Below are 24,519 nucleotides of genomic sequence, written 5' to 3'. Positions count from 1 at the left end.
GATGAACCGAAACAGTAGGTTCAAACGGATTCGGCGCAGTCTCCACGACATGACCATCCCGTCGTTCGTCATCGGCATCGCGGGTGGGACCGGAGCCGGCAAGACGACGGTGGCGCGACTCATCACCGAGAACGTCGGCGAGTCGGTTACGCGCATCCCGCTGGACAACTATTACGAGGACCTCAGCCATCTGGAGATAGAGGAACGCGAGGCGGTCAACTACGACCACCCCTCGGCGTTCGAGTGGGAGCTCCTCCGGGAACAGCTGACCGACCTGCTGGAGGGTCGCGCCGTCGAGATGCCCCAGTACGACTTCTCGATCCACAACCGGAGAGACGAGTGCGTCCACGTCGAACCGACGGACGTCATCATCCTCGAGGGCATCCTCGCGCTGTACGACGAGGAGATAAACGACATGATGGATCTCTGTCTCTACGTCGAGACGGACGCTGACGTGCGCATCCTCCGGCGCATCCAGCGGGACGTCATCGAGCGGGAGCGGGACCTGGAGGGCGTGATGAACCAGTATCTCTCGACGGTGAAGCCGATGCACGAGCAGTTCATCGAACCCTCGAAGAAACACGCCGACCTCATCATCCCCGAGGGGGCAAACAGCGTCGCGGTCAACCTGCTGGAGGAGAAGGTGCAGGCGGAGGCGGCCGGCGAGACCAGTCGCGACTGGGAGCGTCGAGACTTCGAGAAGGAACTCAGCGAGAACGTCGGCGTCGAAACGTCGGAAGACTAGCTCAAGCGGTGGTGTTCTTGACGAACTTGTCGGCACCCTCGTAGAACCAGTAGCCCTGTGCGCGCATCGCGCGACCCAGCGCCTTGTGGAGATCCGGGAAGTCGACGTACTCTTCCTGGTCGACGTGTGCGAAGATATCCTTCATCGGGACGACCGTCTCGTAGTCGATGCGGATGGGGTCCTCGCCGTACTCCGCGACGAACTCGTCGCGGTCCAGCGGGAAGTCCTCGTCCTCGTCGATCTTCTTGGCGATGACGGCGTGGCCGTACTTGCGCATTCCCTCGCTGCCCTCTTCGCCGTCGGGGTCGTGTGGCCAGTCGGCGCTCATAGATAGGCCTTGGCAGGCCGACTCAAAGCCATTACGGATGCGGATGGGAGTCGAATCAGTTGTACCGCATCACAGCCTCGCGCACGACGATCGGGACGGTGCAGGTGTGTTCGCGTTCTGCGAGCGAGACGGTCGCCTCCACGGTCTTCGGTGTGGCCGCGACGACTCGGTCGAGCGTGACGGTGGGTTCGGCGACGACTGTCCCGTCGCGGTCCAGTGTCCACTGAAGGTTGATAGTGGCGACGAGTTCGTCTTCGTAGCCCGGAACTGCCGAACTCACTCCTGCGCCCAAGCCGTTCTCATCGGAGTCCAACCGGTCGATTACGGTCTCCTTGGCTGCACGGGACGCGACGAACCGACACTCTGTCTCTGCCCACTCGTCGAACGGTTTCGTCTCGTAGACCGGCTTTCGCTCCGGCTTCTCGCCTTCTTCGACTTCCTCGCGGTTCGTGTGCCGCCACATCGCGATGTACTGCACGGCGTGCTCGTCGGGCAGATACGTGAGGTTCTCGTCGGTAACTGCGTGTTCTGCGACGAGCGTGTCTGCTTCGCCCGGTTTCGTCTGTGGTTCTGCTGGAACCGACGACGCGTCCGCTTCGTCGTCACTACCAAACTGTTGAACGACCGACTCGGAGCCGAGACAACCGGCTGTGAGACCAGCGGATCCGATACTGAGGGCGTGGAGGAACGACCGACGGGAACCTGTCATACATTGAGTTGGTCTCCAGAGACGGTATATGTCTTCTGCTCAGACCGACGGCGACACGACGCTTCCCACGGGGTGTGTTCACTCGCAGTTCTCCAACCCAAGCAGTTTTTAACACCCCAGCGTGTAGGCCCCAGTACCATACGCCCGCGGGTAATGTGTGGCCGACGTGCCACACAGCGGGGTCCACCGACCGACGCGCTGTAAGACGCCGGGGCCGTTGGCCCCCGTACTGCGGATTTGAGTGAGCACCCCTGCCACGTCTGTGGCGTTTCGATGCTCGGAAACGATCAAACCATGGAAATCGAAATTGCAACCATCGGCGGCTACGAAGAAGTCGGACGGCAGATGACTGCCGTCCGTGCCGGTGACGACGTCGTCGTCTTCGACATGGGTCTGAACCTCTCGCAGGTTCTCATCCACGACAACGTCGAAACCGAGAAGATGCACAGTCTCGACCTGATCGACATGGGCGCCATCCCGGACGACCGGGTCATGAGCGACCTCGAGGGCGACGTCCAGGCGATCGTCCCCACACACGGCCACCTCGACCACATCGGTGCCATCTCCAAACTGGCCCACCGCTACGACGCCCCCATCGTCGCCTCCCCGTTCACCATCGAACTGGTGAAACAGCAGATCCAGGGGGAGAACAAGTTCAACGTCGAGAACGACCTCGTGAAGATGAGCGCCGGTGAGACGATGTCCATCGGCGACTCCGGAGAGGTCGACCTCGAGTTCGTCAACGTCACCCACTCCATCATCGACGCCATCAACCCCGTCCTCCACACGCCGGAGGGTGCGGTCGTCTACGGCCTCGACAAGCGGATGGACCACACGCCGGTCATCGGCGACCCCATCGACATGGACCGGTTCCGTGAGATCGGCCGCGAGGGAGAGGGCGTCCTCGCCTACATCGAGGACTGTACGAACGCCGGTCGCAAGGGCCGCACGCCATCGGAGTCCGTCGCCCGTCGCCACCTCAAGGACGTCATGCAGTCCGTCGAGGACTACGACGGCGGTATCGTCGCGACGACGTTCTCCTCGCACATCGCCCGTGTGACCTCGCTCGTCGAGTTCGCCCAGGACATCGGCCGTCAGCCGGTGCTTCTCGGTCGCTCGATGGAGAAGTACTCCGGCACCGCAGAGCGCCTGAACTTCGTCGACTTCCCGGACGATCTGGGGATGTACGGCCACCGCAAGTCCGTCGACCGCACGTTCAAGCGCATCATGAAAGAGGGCAAGGAGAACTTCCTGCCCATCGTCACGGGTCATCAGGGAGAACCGCGCGCGATGCTCACCCGGATGGGCCGCGGCGAGACCCCGTACGAACTGGACGACGGCGACAAGGTCATCTTCAGCGCCCGTGTCATCCCGGAACCGACCAACGAGGGGCAGCGCTACCAGTCGGAGAAGCTCCTGAAGATGCAGGGCGCACGCATCTACGACGACATCCACGTCTCCGGCCACCTGCGCGAGGAGGGTCACTACCAGATGCTCGACGCGCTGCAGCCGAAGCACGTCATCCCCGCCCACCAGAACATGAAGGGGTTCGCGCCGTACGTGAACCTCTGTGAGTCGCAGGGATACGAACTGGGGCGAGACATCCACGTGACGAGCAACGGCAACATGATCCAGCTCGTAGAGTGATGAGCTCCGAAGCGACGGAAGAACGGGTGCTCGCCGCAGTCGGCGAGCGCCGCGAACTGGTCAACGCAGCCATCGACGAGGATCTCCCGATGGCGGAGCCCGAACGTCTCTACGAGGCGGCGCGCTATCTCCTGAAGGCCGGCGGGAAGCGACTCCGCCCGACGGTGTCGCTGCTCGCGGCCGAGGCGATCGCTGACGTCGCACCGCTGTCGGCGGACTATCGGTCGTTCCCCGCCGTCGACGACACCGAGGTCGACGTGATGGCCGCCGCCGTGAGTCTGGAGGTCATCCAGTCCTTTACGCTCATCCACGACGACATCATGGACGACGACGACCTTCGTCGGGGCGTTCCCGCGGTACACAAGGCCTACGACACGGAGACGGCCATCCTCGCGGGCGACACGCTCTACTCGAAGGCGTTCGAGATCATGACCGAGACCGGCGCTCGTCCCGAGCACGGACTCGAAGCGATGCGGATGCTCGCGAGCACCTGCACGCAGATCTGTGAGGGGCAGGCGCTCGACGTTCAGTTCGAGTCCGAGACCGACGTGCTCCCCGAGGAGTACCTCGACATGGTCGAGCACAAGACGGCCGTCCTCTACGGCGCGGCCGCGGCCATCCCGGCTATCCTGCTCGGCGCGGACGACGACGTCGTCGAGGCGCTCTACAACTACGGCATCGACTCCGGCCGCGCGTTCCAGATCCAAGACGACGTGCTTGATCTGACCGTTCCGAGCGACAAACTCGGCAAGCAGCGCGGATCCGACATCGTCGAGAACAAGGAGACGCTCATCACGCTCCACGCCCGTCAGCAGGGTCTCGACGTCGACGCCCTCGTCGACAGCGAGAGCGTCGAGACCGTCACCGAGGCCGAGATCGAGGACGCCGTCGCACGACTCGAAGACGTCGGTAGCATCGACTACGCCCGCCAGACGGCCCACGATCTGACCGAACAGAGCAAAGAACGGCTCGACGTCCTCCCGGACAACGAGGCGCGCGACCTGCTCTGTGACATCGCCGACTACCTCGTCACGCGCGGCTACTGAGGGGTTCTTCCCTTCCGGTCCCGTGAGGTGGAACGCCGGCGACGGCGCAGTACTGTCACGGTGCCGTCGTCGACAAACGGACAACTAGTGACAAGTTTCTTTCACCGGAAACGTGGTGTGTTCCGGAGCGGTCGGAGAGCGCCGCGACGAACACCGCCGATCGACGGTGACGCACGAGCGGTGCGGCACGTCGACACGTCTCACTCGAGGTCCGTGAGGATCTCCTCGGCGTGGCCGTCGGGCGAGACACCCTCGTAGACGCGTTCGACGGTTCCGTCCGGGCCGACGACGTACGTGTTGCGGAAGACGCCGTCGAAGACGTTCCCGAACATGTTCTTCTCGCCGTAGGAGTCGTAGGCCGCCGCCACTTCGCCGGACTCGTCGGAGAGCAGCGTGAACGGGAGGTCGTGTTTCTCGGCGAACGCGTCGAGGTCCGAGACCGGGTCGTCGCTGATTCCGAGGACGTGCACCCCTCGTTCTTCGAACGCCTCGAAGCTGTCGCGGAATCCGCAGGCTTCGGTGGTACAGCCCGGCGTATCCGCACGCGGGTAGAAGTAGACGACGACGCGGTCGCCGTGGAACTCGGAGAGCGAGACGGACTCGCCGCACTGGTCGGGCAGTTCGAACTCGGGGGCGGTGTCGCCGACGTCGAGCATACCGAACGATGACGGCCGAGCACCAAATCGTTTCTCAGTCGAGTCGCTCGGCGGCGTCGCGCTCGACGAGCGGGTCGGCGTTCGTCGTCGGCAGCGACACCACGTCCTCCTTCTCGAGGTCGTACTCGCGTTCGTCGACGCCGAAGATCGCCCCGACGTCCTGCGTGATGCGGACCGTCGTCCGCTCGGTGTCGAGCCCAGAGTCGCCGACCGTCTCGGCCGCCTCTGACGGGTTCGTCGTCTGCGTCGTCTCGGCCGCCTCGGACTCCCCCTCGACTGTCCGTGTCGCCCCCACCGACTCCGGGTCCGTCGTCGACGACTCGGACTCCGCAGTCGAGACCGCACCTGGTGGGGCCGCCTCGGGGTCGACCGGCGTGTGTCCCGACTCGGCGGATCGGTCCTGTTCGGACTGCGCCGCCCGCTCGGGAGCCGCCGTCTCGGACACGTCGCCGACCGTCTCGTCGCCGTCGTCGTCACCGCCCATCGCGTCCGCGAGGACGCCGGCCGAGTCCGCGTTCGACTCCGTCATCGGGTCGGTCTCCGGTCGCTCCGTCGCCGACGTCGTCTCCGGCGTCGTCGACGTCGCGTCCGACGGCTCCGACGCCGCCGGCGAGTCGGTGTCGACGTCGCCCGGCCGCTGCTTGCCGGCCAGGATGTCGAGGACGTTCGTCTTGTTCGTCTCGATTCGGGTCACGAGGTCGTCGAAGAGCGCCTGCTCCTCGGCCGTCATCCCGTCTTCGTCGACGGGCATGTCGGCGGCGGCGAAGCTCGCGAGCTTGACGACCTTGCCGACCCGACGCTCGTAGACGGCCTCGACGACCTCCTCGGCCGTCTCGATCTCGTCGGTCAGCCGCGACACCTCCGGCGAGGAGAACGGGTCGTCGGCCTGTTCGGCCGCGTTCGTCCGCTCTGCCTTCAGCTCCGCGATGTAGTCGGCGACGTCGCCGTAGAACGAGTCGCGGAGATGCTGCAGGCTGTCTTTCCGTCGTTCCTTCGACTGGACCGTCCGCAGCTCGTCGAGATTCATTCTTGGGCCTTCTCCGCGTCACCGCGTGCCATCAGAAACACGCCGACACACTCACGAACCGTGTTGACTCCCGGTTCGATATTAGTCCTTTCCCCGAGCAGGTCGACCGTCGTCGCTTCGTCCGCCTCGATGGCGATCTCGCCCCCCGTGAACCGTTCGGGGACGGCGTCGACGAGCGGGTCGAACTCGTCGATCGCGTCGCGCTCGATGCGCTGTACCTTCAGTCCGGTTCCGCCGTGGAGACTCCCGGGGAGGCGGATGAGCCGTCGGATGTCTGTCGTCACCGGCTCGTCGATCGGGGCGGTCTGGCCCTCGATCACTTCGTGGGCCAGCGCCTCGACCAGCATCCGCAGTCCGGGACCGCCCGCCTCGACGTTGCCGGTCTCGATCGCCTCCGGGTTGCGTTCGAACGCGCCGAGGATGGTCGTCGCGCGTCCCTCGCCGATGCCGTCGAGCTCCTGCAGTCGGTCGAGTGCCTCCGCCTCGTCTCTCGACTGGAGTTCCGCGACGAACTCGAGGAGCCGGTCGTGGGTCCGCTTCCCCCAGCCACCTTCGGTACGGAGGACGCGCTGCGTCGTCGGCCCGGCCGCACGGGTCCGGACGAGACCGTCGACGTCGAGGTCGATCGCCCGCACGTAGTCGACGATCTCGCGGCGGGCCTCGCTGTCGAGTTCGCGGACGCTCTCGTCGCGGACGTGGACGTGATACCCGCGTCCGCCCGAGAAGACGATCTCGAGGTGATCGAAGGCGAAGTCGTCCCCGAGGATGTCGACGAGGCGGAGCAGAGCGCCCTTACAGGCGGTCAGCATCCCCTTGTAACTCGTCTGTTCGGGGTCGATCGCCGGCAGGTGGTCGGCGTCGAGGTCGAAGACCAGATCCGCGGAGCGCCACCCCTTGGCGCTCATGGCGTTCGCGCTCGGGTCGGTGTAGCGCGCCGCAGAGAAGTAGGCGTGCCGCGGCGCTTCGCGCGCGAGGAAGTCGCCGATGTCGCCGAGGTTGAGGAGCGACTCGTGGCGGACCATCGTCGTCCCGGCCCCGGCCGTCCAGGGGATGTATCCCCACTCCCGGGCGTCGGCGTCCGGCGGCGGCGTCACTACCGCTCGCCGGTAGTAGTCGCCGAACCGCCCCTTGAGGTAGTCGCGCGTCCGAGCGTCCATCGCTTTCGGTCGGTTGTGGGGACGCGGGTTTAGTCGTTTTCTTTGTCGGCCGCGTCGACGGCGTCCCCGCTCACCGTTGGTCGTTCTTTGTTCGGAGTGGGCGGTGGGTGGATGGAGTGGATGCCTGGCTACCGTCGCATGAAGTCGCTCAGCTTGTCCCGCAGGCCGCCGTCGCCCAACTTGAGGTAGTAGGCGTCGCCGCCGTCCTCGTAGTAGTTGTCGATGCGGCGCTTGACGGCGAAGCCGATGTGTTCGTAGAACTCCAGCGCCGAGGCGTTCGTGGTACGCGCGTGACAGGTGACGGAGCGGTGGTCGTTGGCAACTTCGGCGACGAGCCGTTCGCCGTAGCCTTCACCGCGTACTTCCGGAGCGACCGCGAGAAAGAGGATGTATCCGTCGCGCCGCGTCGAAGCGAACCCGAGCAGTCGGTCGTCTTCGAACAGCAGATGCGTGGTCGAACGGCGGTAGGCGTCCATGAAGAAGCCGCGCCGTTGTTTGAGCACGTCCTCGCGCCGACGGATGCGCTCTTTCAGCTCCCACGCCTCCTCGGCGTGTGTGTCGCTGCCTGGGGCATCCACCCGCTTTTCGACGTTGACGCTCACTACCACGGAGATAACAGAGGCGGGGATATAACTCCACCGTCGATTGTCGCCTTCGACCGCCGACCGGCCGACCGAATCGAGCGAGCGGAAACCACTTGTCACCCGGCGTCGACGTTCTACGCGTGAGCTTCGAACTTCGTGACCACACGGCGGACGTCGCCGTCGAAGCGACCGCGGCCGACCTCTCGGGGCTGTTCGGTGCCGTCGCCGACGGCCTCGCGGCGGCGATGTGCGAGTCGATCCCCGAGACGGGCGAACGCTTCTCGCTCACCGTCCGTGCCGAGAACCGCGAGGCTGCGCTCTTCGACTACCTCGATCGCCTCATCTACGAACGCGACGTCCGGGGCGTCCTCCCGGTGGCGAACCGCGCCGAGGTGCGACGGGAGGACGAGGAGTGGGTCGTCGACGCCAGCGCCCGCGGCGTCCCGCTGGCGGGTCTCGGCGCCCGCGAGGTGAAGGCGGTCACCTACTCCGAGATGGCCGTCGAGGAGACTGCAGATGGATGGCGTGGGTACGTGGTGTTCGACGTCTGAATCTGTCATCGAAATTCGCCGCAATATCGGCTGTCGTCGCTAATTTTCACCGTTTCGGCGGCCGAGATACTGCGTCGGATTGAGGTTACTCGGGACCGGAGTAATAGTTGTGAACCGGCGTGTCCCATCCGCGCTCGTCACGGTTGCTGCCTTGTTCGCTAGCACCGGTGTCGCCAGCGCCCACGTGAGGTACGTAACGCCCGGGAGCGACCCCGTCTCGGTACTCGAGTTCCTCGTCGCCGCACTCTCGGACCCGTTCAACCTCGTCGTCCTCGGACTCGGCGGCGTCGCCGTCGGCGTCGGACTAGCGGGCTACCTCCGATTCCGACCGGCGCAACACGACATCGCGGTGTTCCGCTCGTCTCTCGCCGACTACCGCGACCTGCTGCCGTGGCTCCTCCGGTTGAGCGTCGGTCTCCCGCTCGTCGGCGCGGGGTTCTCGGGGTACTTCTTCGCGCCGATCGTCGAACCCGCCGCGCCGACGTTCGTCCGCCTGTTCGGCATCACGGTCGGCTTCCTCCTGCTGTTCGGGTTCGGAACCCGACTCGTCGCCGCCGTCGGACTCGTCGCCTACCTCGTCGGCCTTGCACTGAACCCGGCGCTCGTGCTCGCCGTCGAGTACGTCCCGGGGTTCCTCGCGCTCGCCCTCGTCGGCGGCGGCCGCCCGAGCGCCGACCAACTCGTCGCGAAACTCGCGGCCGACGACCGGACGCTCTACTCCCGCATCGACCCGTTCTACCGGGCCGTCGCGGTTCCGTTCGTCGAACGCGTCCGCCCGTACGAGACGTACGTTCCGACGATACTCCGCGTCGGGCTCGGTCTCTCGTTCATCTATCTGGGCGTCGCCCAGAAGCTGATGAACCCCGGCGAGGCGCTCGCCGTCGTCGCGAAGTACGACCTGACGAGCGTCGTCCCGGTCGCGCCCGAACTGTGGGTCGTCGGTGCCGGACTGACCGAGACCCTCGTCGGAGTGATGCTCATCGTCGGGCTGTTCACCCGCGCCTTCTCGGGCGTCGCGTTCGCTCTCTTTACGACGACACTGTTCGGTCTCCCGGACGATCCGGTGCTCGCACACATCTCGCTTTTCGGTCTCGTCTCGGCGCTGCTCGTCACGGGTGCTGGTCCGTTCTCGCTCGATGCGTGGCTCCACGCCCGCGACGTCGACGCCGGCGACCCGGCGGCGACCGACGAGGGGCTGGTCGGCGGACGTATCACGTCGAACGACAGTCGGTAGCCGACCGGCAGACGGCAACCCTATTGACGGCGGCGCTCGTCTCTTCGGGTATGACCGAACGCGAGTCCAGAGAGTTCGACGGCATCCGCCTCGAACGCGTCCGAGAGTACGTCTGGGAGATTCCCAAGGAGGGCGACATGCGCGTCCCGGCGCGCGTGCTCGCCTCCGAACCGCTGCTCGAACAGATCGGCGACGACAAGACGCTCCAGCAGTTGAAGAACGCCACCCATCTGCCGGGCATGACGAAGCACGCGCTCTGTATGCCCGACGGTCATCAGGGCTACGGCTTCCCGGTCGGTGGCGTCGGCGCGACCGATGCGGAGAACGGCTGTATCTCGCCCGGAGCGGTGGGTTACGACATCAATTGCGGCGTCCGGATGATGCGAACGAACCTCACCTACGACGACCTACAGGGAAAAGAGGAGCAGCTCGTCGACTCGCTGTTCGCGAACATTCCCTCCGGACTCGGCGGCGGCGGCGTCGTCGAGGAAGGTGTCGACACGGTCGAGCAGATTCTCGCTCGTGGGATGGACTGGGCGCTCGAACAGGGGTACGCCACCGAGGCCGACCTCGCGCACTGTGAGGACGAGGGGGTGCGCCCCGACGCCGACCCAGACGCGATTTCACAGAAAGCCAAGGACCGAGGGAAGAACCAGATCGGCTCGCTCGGGTCGGGTAACCACTTCCTCGAGGTCCAGCGCGTCACCGACGTCTTCCGTCCCGACGTCGGCGACGCCTTCGGTCTCGAGGAGGACCAGATCGTCGTCCTCATCCACTGTGGCTCTCGAGGGCTGGGCCACCAGACCTGCACGGACTATCTCCGCCGTATCGAGAAGGAGCACGCCGATCTGCTCGAGGACCTGCCGGACAAGGAACTCGCGGCCGCGCCAGCCGGGTCGGAGTTGGCAGAGGAGTACTACGGCGCGATGTGCGCCGCGATCAACTTCGCGTGGGTGAACCGCCAACTCATCATGCACCGAACGCGGCAGGTGTTCGAGCGCGTGTTCGATCGCGACTGGGAGGCGATGGAGATGGAACTGCTGTACGACGTCGCACACAACATCGCGAAGAAGGAGACGCACACGGTCGGGGTCGACCCGGAGGGGCGACCAGTGAGAGGCGGCGAGGCCGCCGACGAGGAGGAGCGCGAACTCTACGTCCACCGGAAAGGGGCGACGCGGGCGTTCCCCGCGGGCCATCCGGAGGTTCCGAAGGCCTACCGCGACGTCGGTCAGCCGATCATCATCCCCGGGAGTATGGGTGCGGGGAGCTACGTCCTCCGCGGCGGCGAGGAGTCGATGAACCTCACGTTCGGGTCGACAGCTCACGGTGCAGGGCGAGTGATGTCGCGGACGCAGGCCAAACAGGAGTACTGGGGTGAGACGGTGCAGGACGAACTCCGCGACCAACAGAAGATCTACGTCAAGGCACAGTCGGGTGCGACGGTCGCCGAGGAAGCACCGGGCGTCTACAAGGACGTCGACGAGGTCGTCCGCGTGAGCGACGCGCTCGGTATCGGCGACAAGGTCGCACGAACCTATCCGGTCTGCAACATTAAGGGGTGAGCGGCAGTCGACGAGTACCAACCAGAACTCGTCGGGGACGACCCCGTCCCGCCGCTCGCGGAGGAGAGACCGGCCGCGAGTCCACGCTCGCGGTCGACCGCGCCCTCCCAGTCGTCGAAGACACGGGACTCGGCTACTCGTCGGCGACTCGTTCGTCTTCGGGCACGGGCGACGGGAGCCGTCGCATCGAGTCGACGGACAACATCGCGTTTACCTCTTCGAGGCGGTCCTGCATCTGCTTGAAGTGGGAATCGGTTTGGCTTACACTCATAGTTACCTCCAGTCGTCGAGCGACAGGCGCTCGTCTGCGTCCACGGCGACCCACGCGTCGTCGCGCGTCGTGTCGGCGATGACGAGTTGTTCGCGGGTGCCCGTGTCGTCGAGTGCAGCCATGACGGCTGGTTCGGTCTGTTCGGGAGCGCGCTCCCGATTCTGCGTCCGCTGAACCGACTGCTGCAGCGACTGCGACGGCGAAAGGCATTCCGGTTTGTGGGGATCCATTAGTGGAACTCCTATCTGTACGAACAAGGGGAACCGGAATAGGGACTCTTCCCAAACAGTTTGGGAGCGGGGGAGTCGCCTCACGTCTCCCGATTTCGAGTTCGGCGGCTTGGGGTCGATACTCCGGTAAAATCAGCCAAACTAGAGATCAGGCCCGAACGAGGGGCCGCGGGGGGTTTTTACATCCTCTTCCCCTCTGAGACGGACGTACTCCGAGGGGCGTCGTGGGTCGACCTCCTCGCCGTCCTCGAACTTCACGAAACTGAGGTAGAACGGTTCACCGCAGCCGAGATCGCGAGTCGTCGCCGCTCGCCCCGCGGTTTCCTCGTCGTTCTCGCCCGTCGGCTGCGTCCAGGGGTTCGGACGCCACTCGAGTCCCGGCGCCTCGCTCTCTCCGCAGACGAACCGAACTCCGTCGGCCGACTCGACCGGTTCGTCGGCGGCGGCGTAGTCCCACCCTTCGAAGGGGAACGGCGTCACTGCTTTGTCGGCGAGATAGCCGTCGCGTTCGAGTTCGACCATCGTCTCACAGTGGGGGCAGTAGTAGGAGGCGGTGAACGTCATCGCCCAAAGTAGGGGCGAGAACGACTTAACGCCCGCGCCCGTCTCCACGGGGGTACCGACCCCGGGCTGTCGGTCCCGTCGAGACGCGGCGTGCGGGTCGTCGGTCCCCGAGAGGCGACTCGCGGAGCGTGACCAGCAGTCGCCGGGTCGTTAGCCTTATTCACGGGACGGACCCAGTTCAAGACATGAACGAAGCGGACGTACGCGAGTTACTCCAGTCAGTCGAGGATCCCGATCTCGGCGACGACATCGTCTCGCTCGGACTCGTCAACGCCGTCGAGGTCGACGGCGACACCGTACGGGTGTCGCTGGCGCTCGGCGCACCGTACGCACCCACGGAGACGGAGATCGCCGGTCGGGTACGGGACGTGCTCGGCGACCGGTTCGACGAGGTCGACCTGTCGGCGAAACGCCCGTCGTCGCTCTCGCGTGACGAGCAGGTGCTGCCGGGCGTGAAGAACATCATCGCCGTCGCCTCCGGCAAAGGTGGCGTCGGGAAGTCGACGGTCGCAGTCAACCTCGCGGCCGGCCTGTCGAAACTCGGTGCGAAGGTCGGTCTGTTCGACGCCGACATCTACGGGCCGAACGTCCCGCGGATGGTCGACGCCGAGGAGCGTCCGCAGGCGACGTCCGAACAGCACATCGTCCCGCCGGAGAAGTACGGGATGAAGCTCATGTCGATGGCCTTCCTCGTCGGCGAGGACGACCCGGTCATCTGGCGCGGCCCGATGGTCCACAAGATCCTGACCCAACTCGTCGAGGACGTCGAGTGGGGCGAACTGGACTACATGGTGCTCGACCTGCCGCCGGGGACAGGCGACACCCAACTGACCGTGCTGCAGACGCTGCCGCTCACGGGCGCGGTCATCGTCACGACGCCGCAGGACGTCGCCACCGACGACGCCCGCAAGGGGCTGCGGATGTTCGGCAAACACGACACCAACGTCCTCGGCATCGCCGAGAACATGGCTGGGTTCAACTGTCCCGACTGCGGGAGCTTCCACGAGATCTTCGGCTCCGGCGGCGGGAAGGCGATGGCCGACGAGAACGATCTGCCTTTCCTAGGCGGCATCCCGCTCGATCCGTCGGTCCGCTCCGGCGGCGACGGCGGCAGACCGATCGTCCTCGACGACGACAGCGAGACGGCCGACGCGTTCCGCGTGCTGACCGAGAACGTCGCCAACAACGTCGGCATCGTCAACCGTCGGGCGGTCAAACGTCAACGATGACGGCCGACGAACGGACGGGAGAGAACGGGACGGACGAGCGAGAGCAGGACTGGGAGATGGCACCCGACAGCGACGCCGAGTTCCCCGCCGACCCCGAGAAGGCGGCGTTCCTCCGGGAGATCGCCGAAGACGTCCGTCGCGACAGCTCCGAGAGCAAACAGCTCTCGGCGATCCTCTACCGCGTCAGCGACCTCTACGACGAGGACGGCGACACCTCGCCCGAGGAGATCTACCTGAACGTCCGTCACATCATGAACATCAAGGCACAGGGCGGTATCGAGCGGTAGCCGCCAGTCCACACCGTTTTATTTCTCGCTGCCCACCTTCGGTCGTGGACGCTCACCAGCACACCCTCGAGAACCCCTTCAGCATGGACGAGGAGTGCACGAACTGCGATGCGCTCTGTGAGACGCGCTCGAACGTCGTCCACGGCTACGGCGACGTCGGCGCGGAGTTCGTCTTCGTCGGCGAGATGCCGAACGACGCGGCGGACGACGCTGGTGTCCCGTTCGTCGGCGACGACGCGGGCGAGCGACTCCAGTCGATTCTCGGCGACCTCGGGTTCGCCCGCTCGGACCCCGACGCACTGGAACCGGAGCTCCAGAACGCCTTTCTGACCTATCTAACGCGCTGTCGACACCCCGAACGGCCGCCGACGGACGAGGAGGTCGTCACCTGCGAACCCTACCTCAACGCCGAGATCCGGATGATCAACCCCCAACTGATCGTCCCCGTCGGCCAGCGCGCGCTCGAGGAGTTGGCCGTCGAGTACACGACGCGTCGACCCGACAGTTTCGACGTCGACGACGAGCACGCGACCACCATCCGTGGACGGGGGTTCGAACTCGTGCCGATGGTCGAACTCGACCGGCAGACGGACGCGCAGACCGAGGCGTTCGTCGAGCACATGCGGGAGAACGTGTTCTCGCGGGACTACCGCCAGACGAAGGGTCGCCGAAGTCGCTGACGCCGCTTTCTCCTACCAGTACGGAGTCTCCGTCCTGTCCGTCCCGCGGATGCCCAGTCGAGTCAGCCCGCCGACGACGAGTATCACGAGGGCGACCACGAGAGACGCCGGGACGAGCGCGGTCTGCGTCGAGAGGAGGCCGACGACGAGCGCGACGACGGCACCGACGGCCAGCAGGCTGACCACGCCGATGGCGAGACGGGCGAGTGCTCCGAGACTGTTCATGCCGGCGTGTCGGACGGGGAGTGGATAAAAGAGTCGCCGGACTGGGGACGTCGGTGCGGCGACCGCGCCCGCCGAGACCAGCGAGTTCAAGAGTCTCCCCCGTCCACCGTGGGACATGACAGTCATCGCCGTCTTCGCGACGCCGCCGCGGGAGGGGTTGGTCGGTGCCGAACTGGCCGCGACGAGTCCGCTCACCGAGGCCGAAGCGGCCGAGTTCTACGCCGCGACGCTCAAAGACGCCTTCCTCGCCGCCGAGCGGTCGGGAGGCGACCTGCTCGTCAACTACCGCCCGGACGACCTCGTCCCCGAGCAGTTCCACGGCGAGCGGAGCGCCGAGGCCGAGGTACGGGCGCTCGTCGCCGACGCGCTCGGCGACACGAGCGACGTCCGGTTCGAGGTGCAGGTAGGGTCGACGTTCGACGCCCGCGCGGGAAACACGGTGACGCATCTGCTCCGCGAGGAGGGAGTCCAGTCGGTAGCCGTCGTCCGCGGGAACGCCCCGTTTCTCACTCGGACGGCGATCGACTCGGCGGCGATGAAACTCCGGACGAACGAGGTCGTCCTCGCCCCGTCGACCGAGGGACGGGTGTACTACGCGGGGTTCACCGACCCGGTCGACTTCGACGGGGCGTTCGCCGCGCCCGAGGTAGAGACGCTGGCCGACCGCGCCGACGACGTCGACCACTCTCTCGAGTACGTGCCGATGCAACCGGTCGTCGAGACGGGCGACGACCTGCTGACGTTCCTCCCGCTGCTCGAATCGCGCATCACGGCCGAGCGCATCGTGCCGAAGCACACGGCGACGTTCGTGCGCGACGTCGGGCTTCGGGTCGCCGTCGACGACGGGAAACCGACCGTCGTCCGCGACTGAGGACCGACAGTTCTTAGACCCACGACCCGGTAGTCACTCCCGCGGGTGGGATGGCAGAGTGGACTATTGCGCCTGCCTTGAAAGCAGGTAGCCTTTGGCTTCCTGGGTTCGAATCCCAGTCCCACCGCCTTCTGATGCGAGTTACGTGACGAGCACCTCGCGTGCTCGTCACCGGCGAGCATCTGCCGCGGGGACGTCGGGGATTCTAATCAGGAAACGTCGCGAGCAGCCGTTCGTCGTCCGAGATAGGTAACGGTAGTGGAAATTTTAGCCGGCTAAGCGACCGAGACGGGAGAACAACCAGTATGTTTAATACCGAAACGCGAAGCGTCTTTGCCATGAGCGGACGACCCCTGGACGTACTCGAGGCGTCCCTGAACGAACCGGTGACCGTGCAGCTGAAAGACGGCGCCGAGTACTACGGGACACTCGCGGGTTACGACCAGCACATGAACGTCGTGCTGGAAGAGAGCCTCGACGTCGACGACGACGCACTCGGCGAGTTGGATGTCGAAGCGGTCGAAGACACAACGATTATACGCGGCGATAACGTCGTCACAATCAAAGCATGACCGGTGCTGGTACCCCGAGCCAAGGGAAGAAGAACAAGACGACGCACGTGAAGTGCCGTCGCTGCGGCGAGAAATCCTACCACGTCAAGAAGAAGGAGTGCTCGTCCTGCGGCTTCGGTAAGTCGGCGAAGCGTCGAGACTACGCCTGGCAGTCGAAAGCCGGCGACAACTAACTCTCAGTTTCGACACTCCTTTCGGCACCGGTCTCTCCGGTCGCCGAGGTAGACTTCACTCCGAGCGATAGCTCTCTTCTCGCTTGTTCCCACTCCCGAGCGACTCCACAACCGCGTCGAAGGCGTCGTCGCCCCAGCGTCGCGGTCGGGAGTCCCATCGACACCGGCTTTCGTCATCTGAACGCTCTCGGACCCGCCGGCGTCGACCGCGACCGACACGTCAATCGGCTCACCGCAACCATACACGCTCGTGCACATATCGGCGTCGAATAACGTCGAATACGGCACAATTGCGAGAGTTTTTACCGCTGGACGACCCAGCGTCGCCCATGGCAGACGGGCGGGATCACTCCCACGACGGTCCAACAGAGAAGTGCGGTGTCGTCGGCGTCTCCCTCGCCGACCGCAACGCCGCGCGGCCGCTGTACTACTCACTGTACGCGCTCCAACACCGCGGGCAGGAGTCCGCGGGTATCGTCACCCACGACGGGTTCCAGCAGCACAGCCACGTCGACATGGGGCTCGTCGGCGACGTGTTCGAGGAGGGCGATCTCGACCAGCTGAACGGATCGACCGGTATCGGCCACGTCCGCTACCCGACCGCCGGCGGCGTCAACAGCTGCTGTGCCCAGCCGTTCTCCGTCTCGTTCAAGTCCGGCGCGCTCGGTCTCGCCCACAACGGCAACCTCGTCAACGCCGACGAGATCCGCGACGAGCTGGAGGGGCTCGGTCACGCGTTCACCTCGAACGGCGACACGGAGGTCATCGCCCACGACCTCGCGCGCAACCTGCTGGAGGAGGATCTCGTGCGTGCGGTCAAGCGGACGATGGAGCGCATCCACGGCTCCTACTCGCTGACCATCACGCACGACGACGTCGTCCTCGGCGTCCGCGACCCGCAGGGGAACCGACCGCTCTGTATCGGGAAGGTCGACGACGGCTACGTCGTCGCCAGCGAGTCGGCCGCTATCGACACACTCGACGGCGAACTCGTCCGCGACGTCCGCCCCGGCGAACTCGTCTTGCTCGAGAAGGGGGGGACAGGCTTCGACTCGTATCAACTCGTCGAACCCGACAACACCGCCCACTGTTTCTTCGAACACGTCTACTTCGCCCGGCCTGATTCTGTTATCGACGACAACCTCGTCTACGAGGTGCGCCGCAACCTCGGCCGCAAACTCTGGGAGGAGAGCGGCATCGACAGCGACGTCGTCATGCCCGTCCCCGACTCGGGTCGCGCGTTCGCCTCGGGGTACGCCGAGGCCGCCAACGACGACGAGGACGCCGACGGCGTCGAGTTCGCCGAGGGGCTGATGAAGAACCGGTACGTCGGCCGGACGTTCATCATGCCGACGCAGGACGAACGCGAACGCGCGGTCCGCCTGAAGCTCAACCCGATCAAGAGCACCGTCGAGGGGAAGACCGTCACCATCATCGACGACAGCATCGTCCGCGGCACCACCTCGAACCAACTCGTCGACCTGCTGCGCGACGCCGGGGCCGAGGAGGTCCACATGCGCATCGGCGCGCCGGCCATCGTCGCCCCCTGCTACATGGGCATCGACATGGCCTCGCGCGACGAACTCATCGCGGCGGGACAGACGACCGAGGACGTCCGCGAGGAGATCGGTGCCGACAGTCTCGCGTACCTCTCTATCGACGCCGTCGCCGACGTCCTCGGAGAGTCGCGTGCGGATCTCTGTCTCGGCTGTGTCACCGGCGAGTACCCCTACGACATCGACGGCGAACCGACCGACCGCGAGGTCGAACGCCCGTCGATCGGCGGGCAGACGCTGGCCGACGACTGACTCGTCTCTCGCTCAACAGCAGAACATGAACGGGTAGATGAGCGCGACCCGGTCGCCGTCCCGTAACTCGGCGTCGAACCCACCGAGATGCTCGTTGAACCGCCCGTTGATACAGATGCGAGCGTAGACTCTCGACTGCTCGCCCTCGGGGTTCTTCCGCCACGTACCGGGTAACTCGGCCGGCGGCCGTGCCCACCCGTGTGCCGTCGACTCCGCCTCCGTCTCGGCGATGAGCAGGTCGCTGACGTCGTACTCCTCGAAGAACGCCTCGAGGAACTCGCGGAGCGTCGTCCCCTCGAACGTGAACTCCCGGTTCCACCATCCCAACTCGCGTCGGACGTGACCCGTCGCCCGTACTTCGACCGTCGTGGTCGGTCCGCTCCCCGTCTCGTTCGTGGTCGTCGCGGTCTCGACGCTCGTCGGTGTCGGACTCATAGGTAGAGAGAGGTCGCCGAACGACTACGACGTGTCGCTCGTTCCCACGAACTGGGACTGCGGGGTCAGTACAGCCAGTAGAGCAGCGCGTAGACGACGTTGCCGAGTGTGAACGAGACCAGCCACAGCGTCGCTGCGACGCGGCCGATCCGCTTGTGACTCGTCTCGTACAGCTCCGCGACGGGTCGGGTCGTCGCGAGCAGGAGCACGTAGTAGAGAAGCGGGATGCAGACGACCGCGAGCAGGATATGCACCGCCAGCGTCGGCAGGTAGACGAACCGGTAGATCGTCTCGGGGCCGCCGAACTCGGTCGTCCCCTCCATCGTGATCCGGTAGAGGTAAAGCACGAGGAAGGTGACGAACAGCGCGAGCGACGCGAGCATCATCGCGCGGTGTCGCTCGACTTCGCCGCGGCGGATGAACCGGACGCCCGCGAGGATGGTGCCGATGGCGACCGTACTGACGACAGCGTTGACGTGAGGGATGGCGTTCAGGAAGCTCTCCGGGGCTCTCGGGAGCGAGTTCGCCGGAATCGCACCGAGGATGGCACCGAACACCAGTGCGAGCGAGACGGTCGTCAACGCGACGGTCAGAGCCGGGACGTGGTTCCGCGCACGCTGCAGTTCCATGACTCCAGTTGGGGTCGGAGTCGCCATGAACCGTTCGGAGTTGGGTGTGATGGGAACGCCCGACAGGGGGCGGACGAAAGGAAAGCGCTTTTATTTGACCCCGAGAAAGAACGGAGTGCAGTAAGACAAGACACGTAGCGAGCGTGGGTAGCCAAGCCAGGCCAACGGCGCAGCGTTGAGGGCGCTGTCCTGTAGAGGTCCGCCGGTTCAAATCCGGTCCCACGCATCGCAATCGCGGCCCTTCGGGGTCGCGGAACCCGAGGCGGCGTCGCCGCCCGGGACACGATGCAGGTGACGTCCCTACACGGACATCACCCACGCACAATCCTTCCGGACGCAAACTTCCGAGCGACGCTGCTCGGGTCGGCGTCCGTTTACTCCTGCCTCGAGCGGCGCCGCTCACAGCGCTCGATACGACGCCCGGCAGCCTCAGCCGCGGATTTAAACGCGTAGACTCAGTATCCAACGCCATGGCTAAGTACTCGACCGGTCGCGGCGGTGGTGGCGACGACGGCGACGCCTGTGAACTCTGCGGGAAGCAGAGCGGGCGACTCCGACAGGCGAACGTCGCCGGCGCCACCCTGCTCGTCTGTCCGGACTGTGCGCCGCACGGCGAGAACCGAAACACGGACCGCAAGCGTCGCGAGCAGGACCAACAGTGCGACGACACGCAGGTCAGCCGCAAGAAGCGCGCCGCGCAGACGGCCGCGAAGATGTACGACGCCCAGAAGGGCGACGCGAAACACTGGGAAGAGGAGGGGACGAACTACGAGAAAGACCGGCTCCCCTATCTCGTCTCGGACTACGGTCCGAAAGTCGAGGCCGCCCGCCAGGAGGCGGGGTTGACTGTCGAGGAACTCGCGGCCGAACTCGACGTCGACGAGGACGACGTCCGCGCCGTCGAACAGGGGCGCGCGACGCGTGCGGGCGTCGGCGGGTCGGTCGTCCGAAAGCTCGAGTCGCGACTCGACCTCTCGCTCGTCGACGAGTAGTCCGAGTAGCGGACGAGTCGACCGAGAGTCGTATCTTTTTGTCTCCCGGGCGTTTCCGGCCTCCTATGCCACAGTCTCTCGCACCTGCCGAACCGGACGTCCGCGAGTTCGAGGCCACTGTCGCCGCCGTCAACGGCCGCGAGGTCGTCCTCGACGACACCTACTTCTACGCCGAGAGCGGCGGCCAACCCGCAGACCGCGGCACGCTCGCCGGCGTCGCGGTCGCCGACGTCCAGCACCGCGACGGCGACGTGGTGCACACGCTGGAGTCGACGCCCGACGTCGGCGTCGGTGACACGGTGACCGGCGTCGTCGACGACGCGTTCCGCACCTACTGTATGCGCGCCCACACCGCCAGTCACGCGCTGTACGGCGCGGGCCGGGAGTACCTCGACGACCTCGGCTACGGCGGGTTCAACATCGACGACGAGAAGGTCCGCGTCGACTTCGAGACGTCGACGGAGATCGACGACGCGACGCTGGTCGATCTCGAACGACTCGTCAACCGAATCGTCTGGGACTCGCTACCCGTTTCGTGGGAGGAGATCCCGGTCGAGGAGGCGCGCGCTCGCGAGGAGGTCGCGTTCAACGTCAAGACCGAAGAGGGTGTGTTCAGCGACAGCGACGCGGTCCGCATCGTCACTGTCGGTGCCGAAGACGACACCCCGTTCGACGTCGCCGCCTGCGGCGGCACGCACGTCTCGAACACGCGGGAGATCGGCCCCGTCCAGGTGCTGGGCCGCTCGAACCCCGGCGAGGGACTCACCCGCGTCGAGTTCGCGGTCGGTCCGGCGGCCGTGGACCGTCGCGCCGACGAGCGGCGGGCGACGCTCGAGGCGGCCCGCGAGCTCGGAACCAGCGTCTCGGAACTCCCCGAGATGGTTCGGAACGTGCGCGAGAAGACCGAGGCACTCGAGACCGAACTGAACGAACTGAAAGCGGAGATGCTTGGCGCGCGACTCGCCGGACTCGACGCGGTCGACCGCGACGGGCTGACGTGGCGCGTCGGTGCCGTCGACGGGTTCGGCCCCAACGACGTCGGCGACGCGGCCAAAGATGTCGTCGGCGACGGCGACGACGCGGACGTCGTCGTCGTCGCGGGCCAGCAAGGGTCGACGTTCGTCGTCGTCGCCTCCACCGGCGACGTCGCCGCGGGCGACGTCGTCGACGACCTCACGGACGAGTTCGGCGGCGGTGGCGGCGGCGGGCCGACGTTCGCACAGGGCGGTGGACTGGACGCCGAACCGGGGGACGTGGTCGCGTCCGTGCGACGCTGACTCACTCGCCTCCGTATTAGTCATCTTTTTCCATCACGGACCGAACCATCAGCCATGGTATTCGCAGCCGTCGACTCCGCGCTCACGCCCGAACAGCGGGCGATCCGCGACGTCGTCCACGAGTTCGCCGTCGAGGAGATCCGACCCGGCGGACGCGAGGCCGACGAGACCGAGACGTTCCCCGAGGACGTCTGGGACGGCCTCGCCGAACTGGACCTCACCGGACTCACGGTCCCCGAGGAGTACGGCGGGTTCGGCGCGGACAGAACGACGTACAGCATCGTCAACGAGGAGGTCGCCTACGGCCAACTCGCCGTCGCGACGGCGCTCTCGGTGCACTGTCTCGCCACCTCCTGTATCGCCGAGTTCGGCACCGACGAGGTGAAAGACGAGTGGCTTCCGGAGATGGTCGACGGGCGGCCGGTCGGCGCGTTCTGTCTCTCGGAGCCGCAGGCCGGGTCGAACCCGGCGGAGATGACCACTCGCGCCGAGCGAGACGGCGACGAGTACGTGATCACCGGCGAGAAACAGTGGATCACCAACGGCCAGCGCGCGGGCGTCTACATCGTCTTCGCGAAGACCGACGAGGGGATCACGCAGTTCCTCGTCCCCGCCGACTACGACGGCGTCGAGGTTGGCAAGAAGGAGCACAAACTCGGCCTCCGCGCCAGCGACACCACGGCGATGACGTTCGACGGCGTGCGCGTCCCCGAGAAGTACCGTCTCACCGAGGAGGGGAAGGGGCTCTCCGCCGCGTTCCGTATCCTGACTGGCGGGCGCATCGGCATCGCCTCGCAGGCAGTAGGCCTCGCGCAGGCCGCCTTCGACGACGCGAAGGCGTACGCAGGTGACAGAGAACAGTTCGACCAGCCCATCAGCGAGTTTCAGACGATCCGTCACAAGTTCGCCGACATGGCGACACAGCTGCAGGCCTCGCGCCTGCTGGTTCGGGAGGCGGCCCGACAGGAGGACGCGGGACAGGACAACCGCATCGCGGCGTCGATGGCGAAGTACTTCGCCAGCGAGGCGGCCGTCGACGTCACCAACGAGGCCGTCCAGATCTACGGCGGCTACGGCTACACTACCGACTTCGACGTCGAGCGCTACTACCGCGACTCGAAGATCACGACCATCTACGAGGGGACGTCGGAGATCCAGAAGACGATCATCGCCCGCGGCGTGTTGGACTGATAGGGGTTAGCGTCGTCAACCGGAAGATCAGAGACGTTTGGTGAACCACAGGGTTCGATTCCCTTGGAGAACATCGATGAGATTCTACGATAACCCCTATGAGCGACCGAAGTCGTCTTTTCGCTCCCGCGCCGAGAGTCACACAGTGACGCTCAACGCTCCTGACCTCCCCGACCTCACCGACCTCGCTGAGTTCGACGCCGTCGTCTACGATCTCGACGGGACGCTCGTCCGGCTGGCCGTGAACTGGGACGCCGTCGCCGCCGACGTCGTCGACGTCTTCGCCGACGCAGGCGTCGACGCGACCGACTACGACCTCTGGGGGATGCTCGATCTGGCCGACGAACACGGCCTCCGACCCGCGGTCGAGACGGCCATCGCGGACCACGAGACCGAGGGTGCGCGGCGCTCGGAACGTCTCCCGCTGGCCGACGGCGTCGCCGACCACGGCGTCCCCGTCGGCGTCTGCTCGCTCAACTGCGAGGCGGCCTGTCGGGTCGCACTCGACGTCCACGAACTCGCCCCACACGTCGGCAGCGTCGTCGGCCGCGACTCGGTGGCGACGCGCAAACCCGACCCCGAACCGTTGCTGGCGACGCTCCGAGCACTCGGCGTCGACGCCTCGAAGGCGGTCTTCGTCGGCGACTCTCGACGCGACGAGGTGACCGCGGAGCGGGCAGGTTCGGCGTTCAGATACGTCGACGGGCGGTAGACACCGAGTCGATCGTCGGCGTCGCTGTCGGTCACGGCGTCGTTGTCGCCTGTCGGCGTCGCCGTCGACCGTCGACGTCACAATCGACCGTCGACGTCGATGCCGGCCCAAGGGGTGTTATGCCGTCGTCACCAACGTCACGACGTGGACCCGACGAGAGTTCTGCTCGACTCCCTGCGGCTGTACGGCCCGCTCGTCCTCTGTCTGTTCACCTTCCTCGAGACGTCGATGCTCTTTCCGCTCCTGCCGAGCGAAGTCGTCGTCCCCGCGGCGGCCGCGCTGCTCGTCACCGACGTCCCCTCGTTTCTCGTGTTCGTGCTGGCGGCCACCGTCGGGGGGACGGTCGGTGCGCTCGTCCCGTTCTACGTCTTCTACGACACCCGAGTCGGGGAGCGCGACTGGATACGGGACCGTATCGACGTCTCCGAGGAGCGAATCGAACGCGGACAGTCGTGGTTTCGACGCTGGGGACAGTCGTCGGTGCTCTGGGGACGGTTCCTCCCCGTGCTTCGGTCGGTGATCTCTATCCCGGCCGGTCTCGCCAAGATGGAGCCGCTTCGGTTCGGCGCGTACACCGCGGTCGGGACCGCCGGGTTCTACGCCGCCGCCAGCGCGCTCGTCTACTACGGTCGCCAGCAACCGCTCTTCGCGGCCGCCGTCGACGCCGCCGCCGAACGCCCTGCGCTGGCCGTCCTCTGTGTGCTCGTGCTTCTCGGGGTCGGGGTCGTCGTACAGAGGTACTCCGACCGTCGGTCTCGGTGACGACGAACGCAGCCTTCGAAAAGAGAGTCAGTCGTCGGCGCGAGCCTCGACGCCGGGGTTCTCCTCGCTCTCTATCTCGTCGGGGTCGCTGCCGCCGTCGCCGGCGTTCGTGCGCTTGGCGTAGACGAACACCGAGACCGCCGTGAGAATCCAGACGACGGCACCGACGCGGACGGCGAACTCGACGCGGGACTCCCACGTCGGGAGGACGACCTGCGTCGACAGGGCGGCGACGATGGGCGCGCCGACGAGGATGGTCGTGACGAAGGTGGTCTGCATCACCCAGCCGTAGTCGACTCCCTCGGGGTTCGAGCGCTCGACAGGTTGCACAGGCGGAGATACGGGGCGAGCGGTTAATGCGT

31 protein-coding genes and 2 tRNA genes are annotated in these 24,519 nt (G+C 66.0%); 20 read left to right on the top strand and 13 right to left on the bottom strand.

Features of this window, described 5'->3' with window-relative positions; all coding sequences use genetic code 11:
• Positions 1-49 precede the first annotated feature (49 nt).
• Positions 50-745: a uridine kinase gene (gene udk, locus BSG17_RS10335; RefSeq protein ID WP_089823939.1), complete on the top strand. Its 696-nt coding sequence runs from the start codon at positions 50-52 to the stop codon at positions 743-745.
• A gap of 1 nt (position 746) precedes the next feature.
• On the opposite strand, the gene BSG17_RS10330 is transcribed toward udk, so the two are convergent.
• On the bottom strand, positions 747-1,073 hold the full coding sequence (locus BSG17_RS10330) for a DUF5785 family protein (RefSeq protein ID WP_089823676.1): 327 nt from the start codon (positions 1,071-1,073) through the stop codon (positions 747-749).
• Positions 1,074-1,128: 55 nt separating this feature from the next.
• Entirely contained in the window at positions 1,129-1,782 is a 654-nt protein-coding gene (locus tag BSG17_RS10325) for a hypothetical protein (protein ID WP_089823674.1), read from the bottom strand.
• Positions 1,783-2,076: 294 nt separating this feature from the next.
• Between BSG17_RS10325 and BSG17_RS10320 the strand changes: the two genes are divergently transcribed.
• Together BSG17_RS10320 and idsA3 are read left to right on the top strand one after the other, a co-directional pair.
• Positions 2,077-3,429 (top strand): ribonuclease J, encoded by a 1,353-nt coding sequence (locus BSG17_RS10320; protein WP_089823673.1) that lies wholly within the window; start codon positions 2,077-2,079, stop codon positions 3,427-3,429.
• Positions 3,429-4,475: a geranylfarnesyl diphosphate synthase gene (gene idsA3 / locus BSG17_RS10315; protein ID WP_089823671.1), complete on the top strand. Its 1,047-nt coding sequence runs from the start codon at positions 3,429-3,431 to the stop codon at positions 4,473-4,475. The genes BSG17_RS10320 and idsA3 overlap by 1 nt, the downstream gene beginning before the upstream one ends.
• A 200-nt stretch (positions 4,476-4,675) precedes the next feature.
• On the opposite strand, the gene bcp is transcribed toward idsA3, so the two are convergent.
• The 4 genes from bcp to BSG17_RS10295 form a co-directional block, all read right to left on the bottom strand.
• Positions 4,676-5,131 carry a thioredoxin-dependent thiol peroxidase gene (bcp, locus tag BSG17_RS10310; RefSeq protein WP_089823669.1) on the bottom strand — a complete coding sequence of 152 codons (456 nt, stop codon included), beginning with the start codon at positions 5,129-5,131 and terminating at the stop codon, positions 4,676-4,678.
• A gap of 34 nt (positions 5,132-5,165) precedes the next feature.
• Positions 5,166-6,158 carry a DNA replication complex subunit Gins51 gene (locus BSG17_RS10305; RefSeq protein ID WP_089823667.1) on the bottom strand — a complete coding sequence of 331 codons (993 nt, stop codon included), beginning with the start codon at positions 6,156-6,158 and terminating at the stop codon, positions 5,166-5,168.
• Positions 6,155-7,315: a DNA primase small subunit PriS gene (gene priS / locus BSG17_RS10300; RefSeq protein ID WP_089823665.1), complete on the bottom strand. Its 1,161-nt coding sequence runs from the start codon at positions 7,313-7,315 to the stop codon at positions 6,155-6,157. Before priS ends, BSG17_RS10305 begins: the two co-directional genes overlap by 4 nt.
• A 128-nt stretch (positions 7,316-7,443) precedes the next feature.
• Positions 7,444-7,917, bottom strand: coding sequence for a GNAT family N-acetyltransferase (locus tag BSG17_RS10295; protein WP_089823663.1), 474 nt, complete (start codon positions 7,915-7,917; stop codon positions 7,444-7,446).
• Positions 7,918-8,039: 122 nt separating this feature from the next.
• Between BSG17_RS10295 and BSG17_RS10290 the strand changes: the two genes are divergently transcribed.
• From BSG17_RS10290 to BSG17_RS10280, 3 genes are all read left to right on the top strand, one after another.
• Positions 8,040-8,450 carry an archease gene (locus BSG17_RS10290; RefSeq protein ID WP_089823662.1) on the top strand — a complete coding sequence of 137 codons (411 nt, stop codon included), beginning with the start codon at positions 8,040-8,042 and terminating at the stop codon, positions 8,448-8,450.
• 109 nt (positions 8,451-8,559) lie between these two features.
• Positions 8,560-9,684: a DoxX family protein gene (locus BSG17_RS10285; protein ID WP_089823660.1), complete on the top strand. Its 1,125-nt coding sequence runs from the start codon at positions 8,560-8,562 to the stop codon at positions 9,682-9,684.
• A 50-nt stretch (positions 9,685-9,734) separates the two neighbouring features.
• Complete coding sequence (locus tag BSG17_RS10280; RefSeq protein ID WP_089823938.1) at positions 9,735-11,249, top strand: RtcB family protein; 1,515 nt, start codon at positions 9,735-9,737, stop codon at positions 11,247-11,249.
• Between the two features lie 133 nt (positions 11,250-11,382).
• On the opposite strand, the gene BSG17_RS25955 is transcribed toward BSG17_RS10280, so the two are convergent.
• The 3 genes from BSG17_RS25955 to BSG17_RS10270 form a co-directional block, all read right to left on the bottom strand.
• On the bottom strand, positions 11,383-11,520 hold the full coding sequence (locus BSG17_RS25955) for a class I SAM-dependent methyltransferase (protein WP_139246586.1): 138 nt from the start codon (positions 11,518-11,520) through the stop codon (positions 11,383-11,385).
• 2 nt (positions 11,521-11,522) lie between these two features.
• The gene (locus tag BSG17_RS10275; protein ID WP_089823658.1) at positions 11,523-11,750 is read right to left on the bottom strand and encodes a DUF7556 family protein; all 228 of its coding nucleotides are present in this window, start codon (positions 11,748-11,750) and stop codon (positions 11,523-11,525) included.
• 141 nt (positions 11,751-11,891) lie between these two features.
• A complete protein-coding gene (locus tag BSG17_RS10270; RefSeq protein WP_089823935.1) occupies positions 11,892-12,314 on the bottom strand; it encodes a DUF7969 family protein in 423 nt (140 codons plus the stop codon).
• A 185-nt stretch (positions 12,315-12,499) separates the two neighbouring features.
• Here BSG17_RS10270 and BSG17_RS10265 point away from each other — a divergent pair, with 185 nt between their 5' ends.
• From BSG17_RS10265 to BSG17_RS10255, 3 genes are read left to right on the top strand one after another with little or no spacing between them, the layout of a single operon-like run.
• Positions 12,500-13,543, top strand: coding sequence for an Mrp/NBP35 family ATP-binding protein (locus BSG17_RS10265; protein WP_089823656.1), 1,044 nt, complete (start codon positions 12,500-12,502; stop codon positions 13,541-13,543).
• Positions 13,540-13,830 carry a DUF7976 family protein gene (locus BSG17_RS10260; RefSeq protein ID WP_089823654.1) on the top strand — a complete coding sequence of 97 codons (291 nt, stop codon included), beginning with the start codon at positions 13,540-13,542 and terminating at the stop codon, positions 13,828-13,830. The genes BSG17_RS10265 and BSG17_RS10260 overlap by 4 nt, the downstream gene beginning before the upstream one ends.
• Before the next feature lie 44 nt (positions 13,831-13,874).
• The gene (locus BSG17_RS10255; RefSeq protein WP_089823652.1) at positions 13,875-14,510 is read left to right on the top strand and encodes a uracil-DNA glycosylase; all 636 of its coding nucleotides are present in this window, start codon (positions 13,875-13,877) and stop codon (positions 14,508-14,510) included.
• A 12-nt stretch (positions 14,511-14,522) separates the two neighbouring features.
• Here BSG17_RS10255 and BSG17_RS25950 read toward each other — a convergent pair whose 3' ends face one another.
• Complete coding sequence (locus tag BSG17_RS25950) at positions 14,523-14,735, bottom strand: hypothetical protein (RefSeq protein ID WP_139246585.1); 213 nt, start codon at positions 14,733-14,735, stop codon at positions 14,523-14,525.
• Between the two features lie 115 nt (positions 14,736-14,850).
• Between BSG17_RS25950 and BSG17_RS10245 the strand changes: the two genes are divergently transcribed.
• The 5 genes from BSG17_RS10245 (at position 14,851) to purF (ending at position 18,159) form a co-directional block, all read left to right on the top strand.
• Positions 14,851-15,606: a DUF2064 domain-containing protein gene (locus tag BSG17_RS10245; RefSeq protein ID WP_089823648.1), complete on the top strand. Its 756-nt coding sequence runs from the start codon at positions 14,851-14,853 to the stop codon at positions 15,604-15,606.
• A 44-nt stretch (positions 15,607-15,650) separates the two neighbouring features.
• Positions 15,651-15,733 (top strand) — tRNA-Ser (locus BSG17_RS10240).
• A 211-nt stretch (positions 15,734-15,944) separates the two neighbouring features.
• Complete coding sequence (locus BSG17_RS10235; protein ID WP_009367500.1) at positions 15,945-16,178, top strand: LSM domain-containing protein; 234 nt, start codon at positions 15,945-15,947, stop codon at positions 16,176-16,178.
• Entirely contained in the window at positions 16,175-16,351 is a 177-nt protein-coding gene (locus tag BSG17_RS10230; RefSeq protein ID WP_089823646.1) for a 50S ribosomal protein L37e, read from the top strand. Before BSG17_RS10235 ends, BSG17_RS10230 begins: the two co-directional genes overlap by 4 nt.
• 329 nt (positions 16,352-16,680) lie before the next feature.
• Positions 16,681-18,159: an amidophosphoribosyltransferase gene (gene purF, locus BSG17_RS10220; RefSeq protein WP_089823642.1), complete on the top strand. Its 1,479-nt coding sequence runs from the start codon at positions 16,681-16,683 to the stop codon at positions 18,157-18,159.
• Between the two features lie 12 nt (positions 18,160-18,171).
• On the opposite strand, the gene BSG17_RS10215 is transcribed toward purF, so the two are convergent.
• Together BSG17_RS10215 and BSG17_RS10210 are read right to left on the bottom strand one after the other, a co-directional pair.
• Positions 18,172-18,594 carry a ubiquitin family protein gene (locus tag BSG17_RS10215; RefSeq protein WP_089823639.1) on the bottom strand — a complete coding sequence of 141 codons (423 nt, stop codon included), beginning with the start codon at positions 18,592-18,594 and terminating at the stop codon, positions 18,172-18,174.
• 65 nt (positions 18,595-18,659) lie between these two features.
• Positions 18,660-19,223: a DUF420 domain-containing protein gene (locus BSG17_RS10210; RefSeq protein ID WP_089823637.1), complete on the bottom strand. Its 564-nt coding sequence runs from the start codon at positions 19,221-19,223 to the stop codon at positions 18,660-18,662.
• Positions 19,224-19,364: 141 nt separating this feature from the next.
• Here BSG17_RS10210 and BSG17_RS10205 point away from each other — a divergent pair.
• The 6 genes from BSG17_RS10205 to BSG17_RS10180 all read left to right on the top strand — a co-directional run bounded on the left by BSG17_RS10205 (position 19,365) and on the right by BSG17_RS10180 (position 24,157).
• A tRNA-Leu gene (locus tag BSG17_RS10205) sits at positions 19,365-19,449 on the top strand.
• Positions 19,450-19,693: 244 nt separating this feature from the next.
• Complete coding sequence (locus BSG17_RS10200) at positions 19,694-20,215, top strand: helix-turn-helix domain-containing protein (protein WP_089823635.1); 522 nt, start codon at positions 19,694-19,696, stop codon at positions 20,213-20,215.
• A gap of 65 nt (positions 20,216-20,280) precedes the next feature.
• Positions 20,281-21,492: an alanine--tRNA ligase-related protein gene (locus tag BSG17_RS10195; RefSeq protein ID WP_089823633.1), complete on the top strand. Its 1,212-nt coding sequence runs from the start codon at positions 20,281-20,283 to the stop codon at positions 21,490-21,492.
• A gap of 54 nt (positions 21,493-21,546) precedes the next feature.
• Entirely contained in the window at positions 21,547-22,683 is a 1,137-nt protein-coding gene (locus tag BSG17_RS10190; protein ID WP_089823631.1) for an acyl-CoA dehydrogenase family protein, read from the top strand.
• Between the two features lie 145 nt (positions 22,684-22,828).
• Positions 22,829-23,395, top strand: coding sequence for an HAD family hydrolase (locus BSG17_RS10185; RefSeq protein WP_244531511.1), 567 nt, complete (start codon positions 22,829-22,831; stop codon positions 23,393-23,395).
• 144 nt (positions 23,396-23,539) lie between these two features.
• A complete protein-coding gene (locus BSG17_RS10180) occupies positions 23,540-24,157 on the top strand; it encodes a DedA family protein (RefSeq protein WP_211609104.1) in 618 nt (205 codons plus the stop codon).
• 27 nt (positions 24,158-24,184) lie between these two features.
• Here BSG17_RS10180 and BSG17_RS10175 read toward each other — a convergent pair whose 3' ends face one another.
• Positions 24,185-24,487 (bottom strand): DUF5822 domain-containing protein, encoded by a 303-nt coding sequence (locus tag BSG17_RS10175; protein ID WP_089823627.1) that lies wholly within the window; start codon positions 24,485-24,487, stop codon positions 24,185-24,187.
• Between the last annotated feature and the right edge of the window lie 32 nt (positions 24,488-24,519).

It is taken from the genome of Halogranum amylolyticum, from assembly GCF_900110465.1.
Classification (GTDB): domain Archaea; phylum Halobacteriota; class Halobacteria; order Halobacteriales; family Haloferacaceae; genus Halogranum; species Halogranum amylolyticum.
This window is presented reverse-complemented; position numbering and strand designations above follow the sequence as displayed.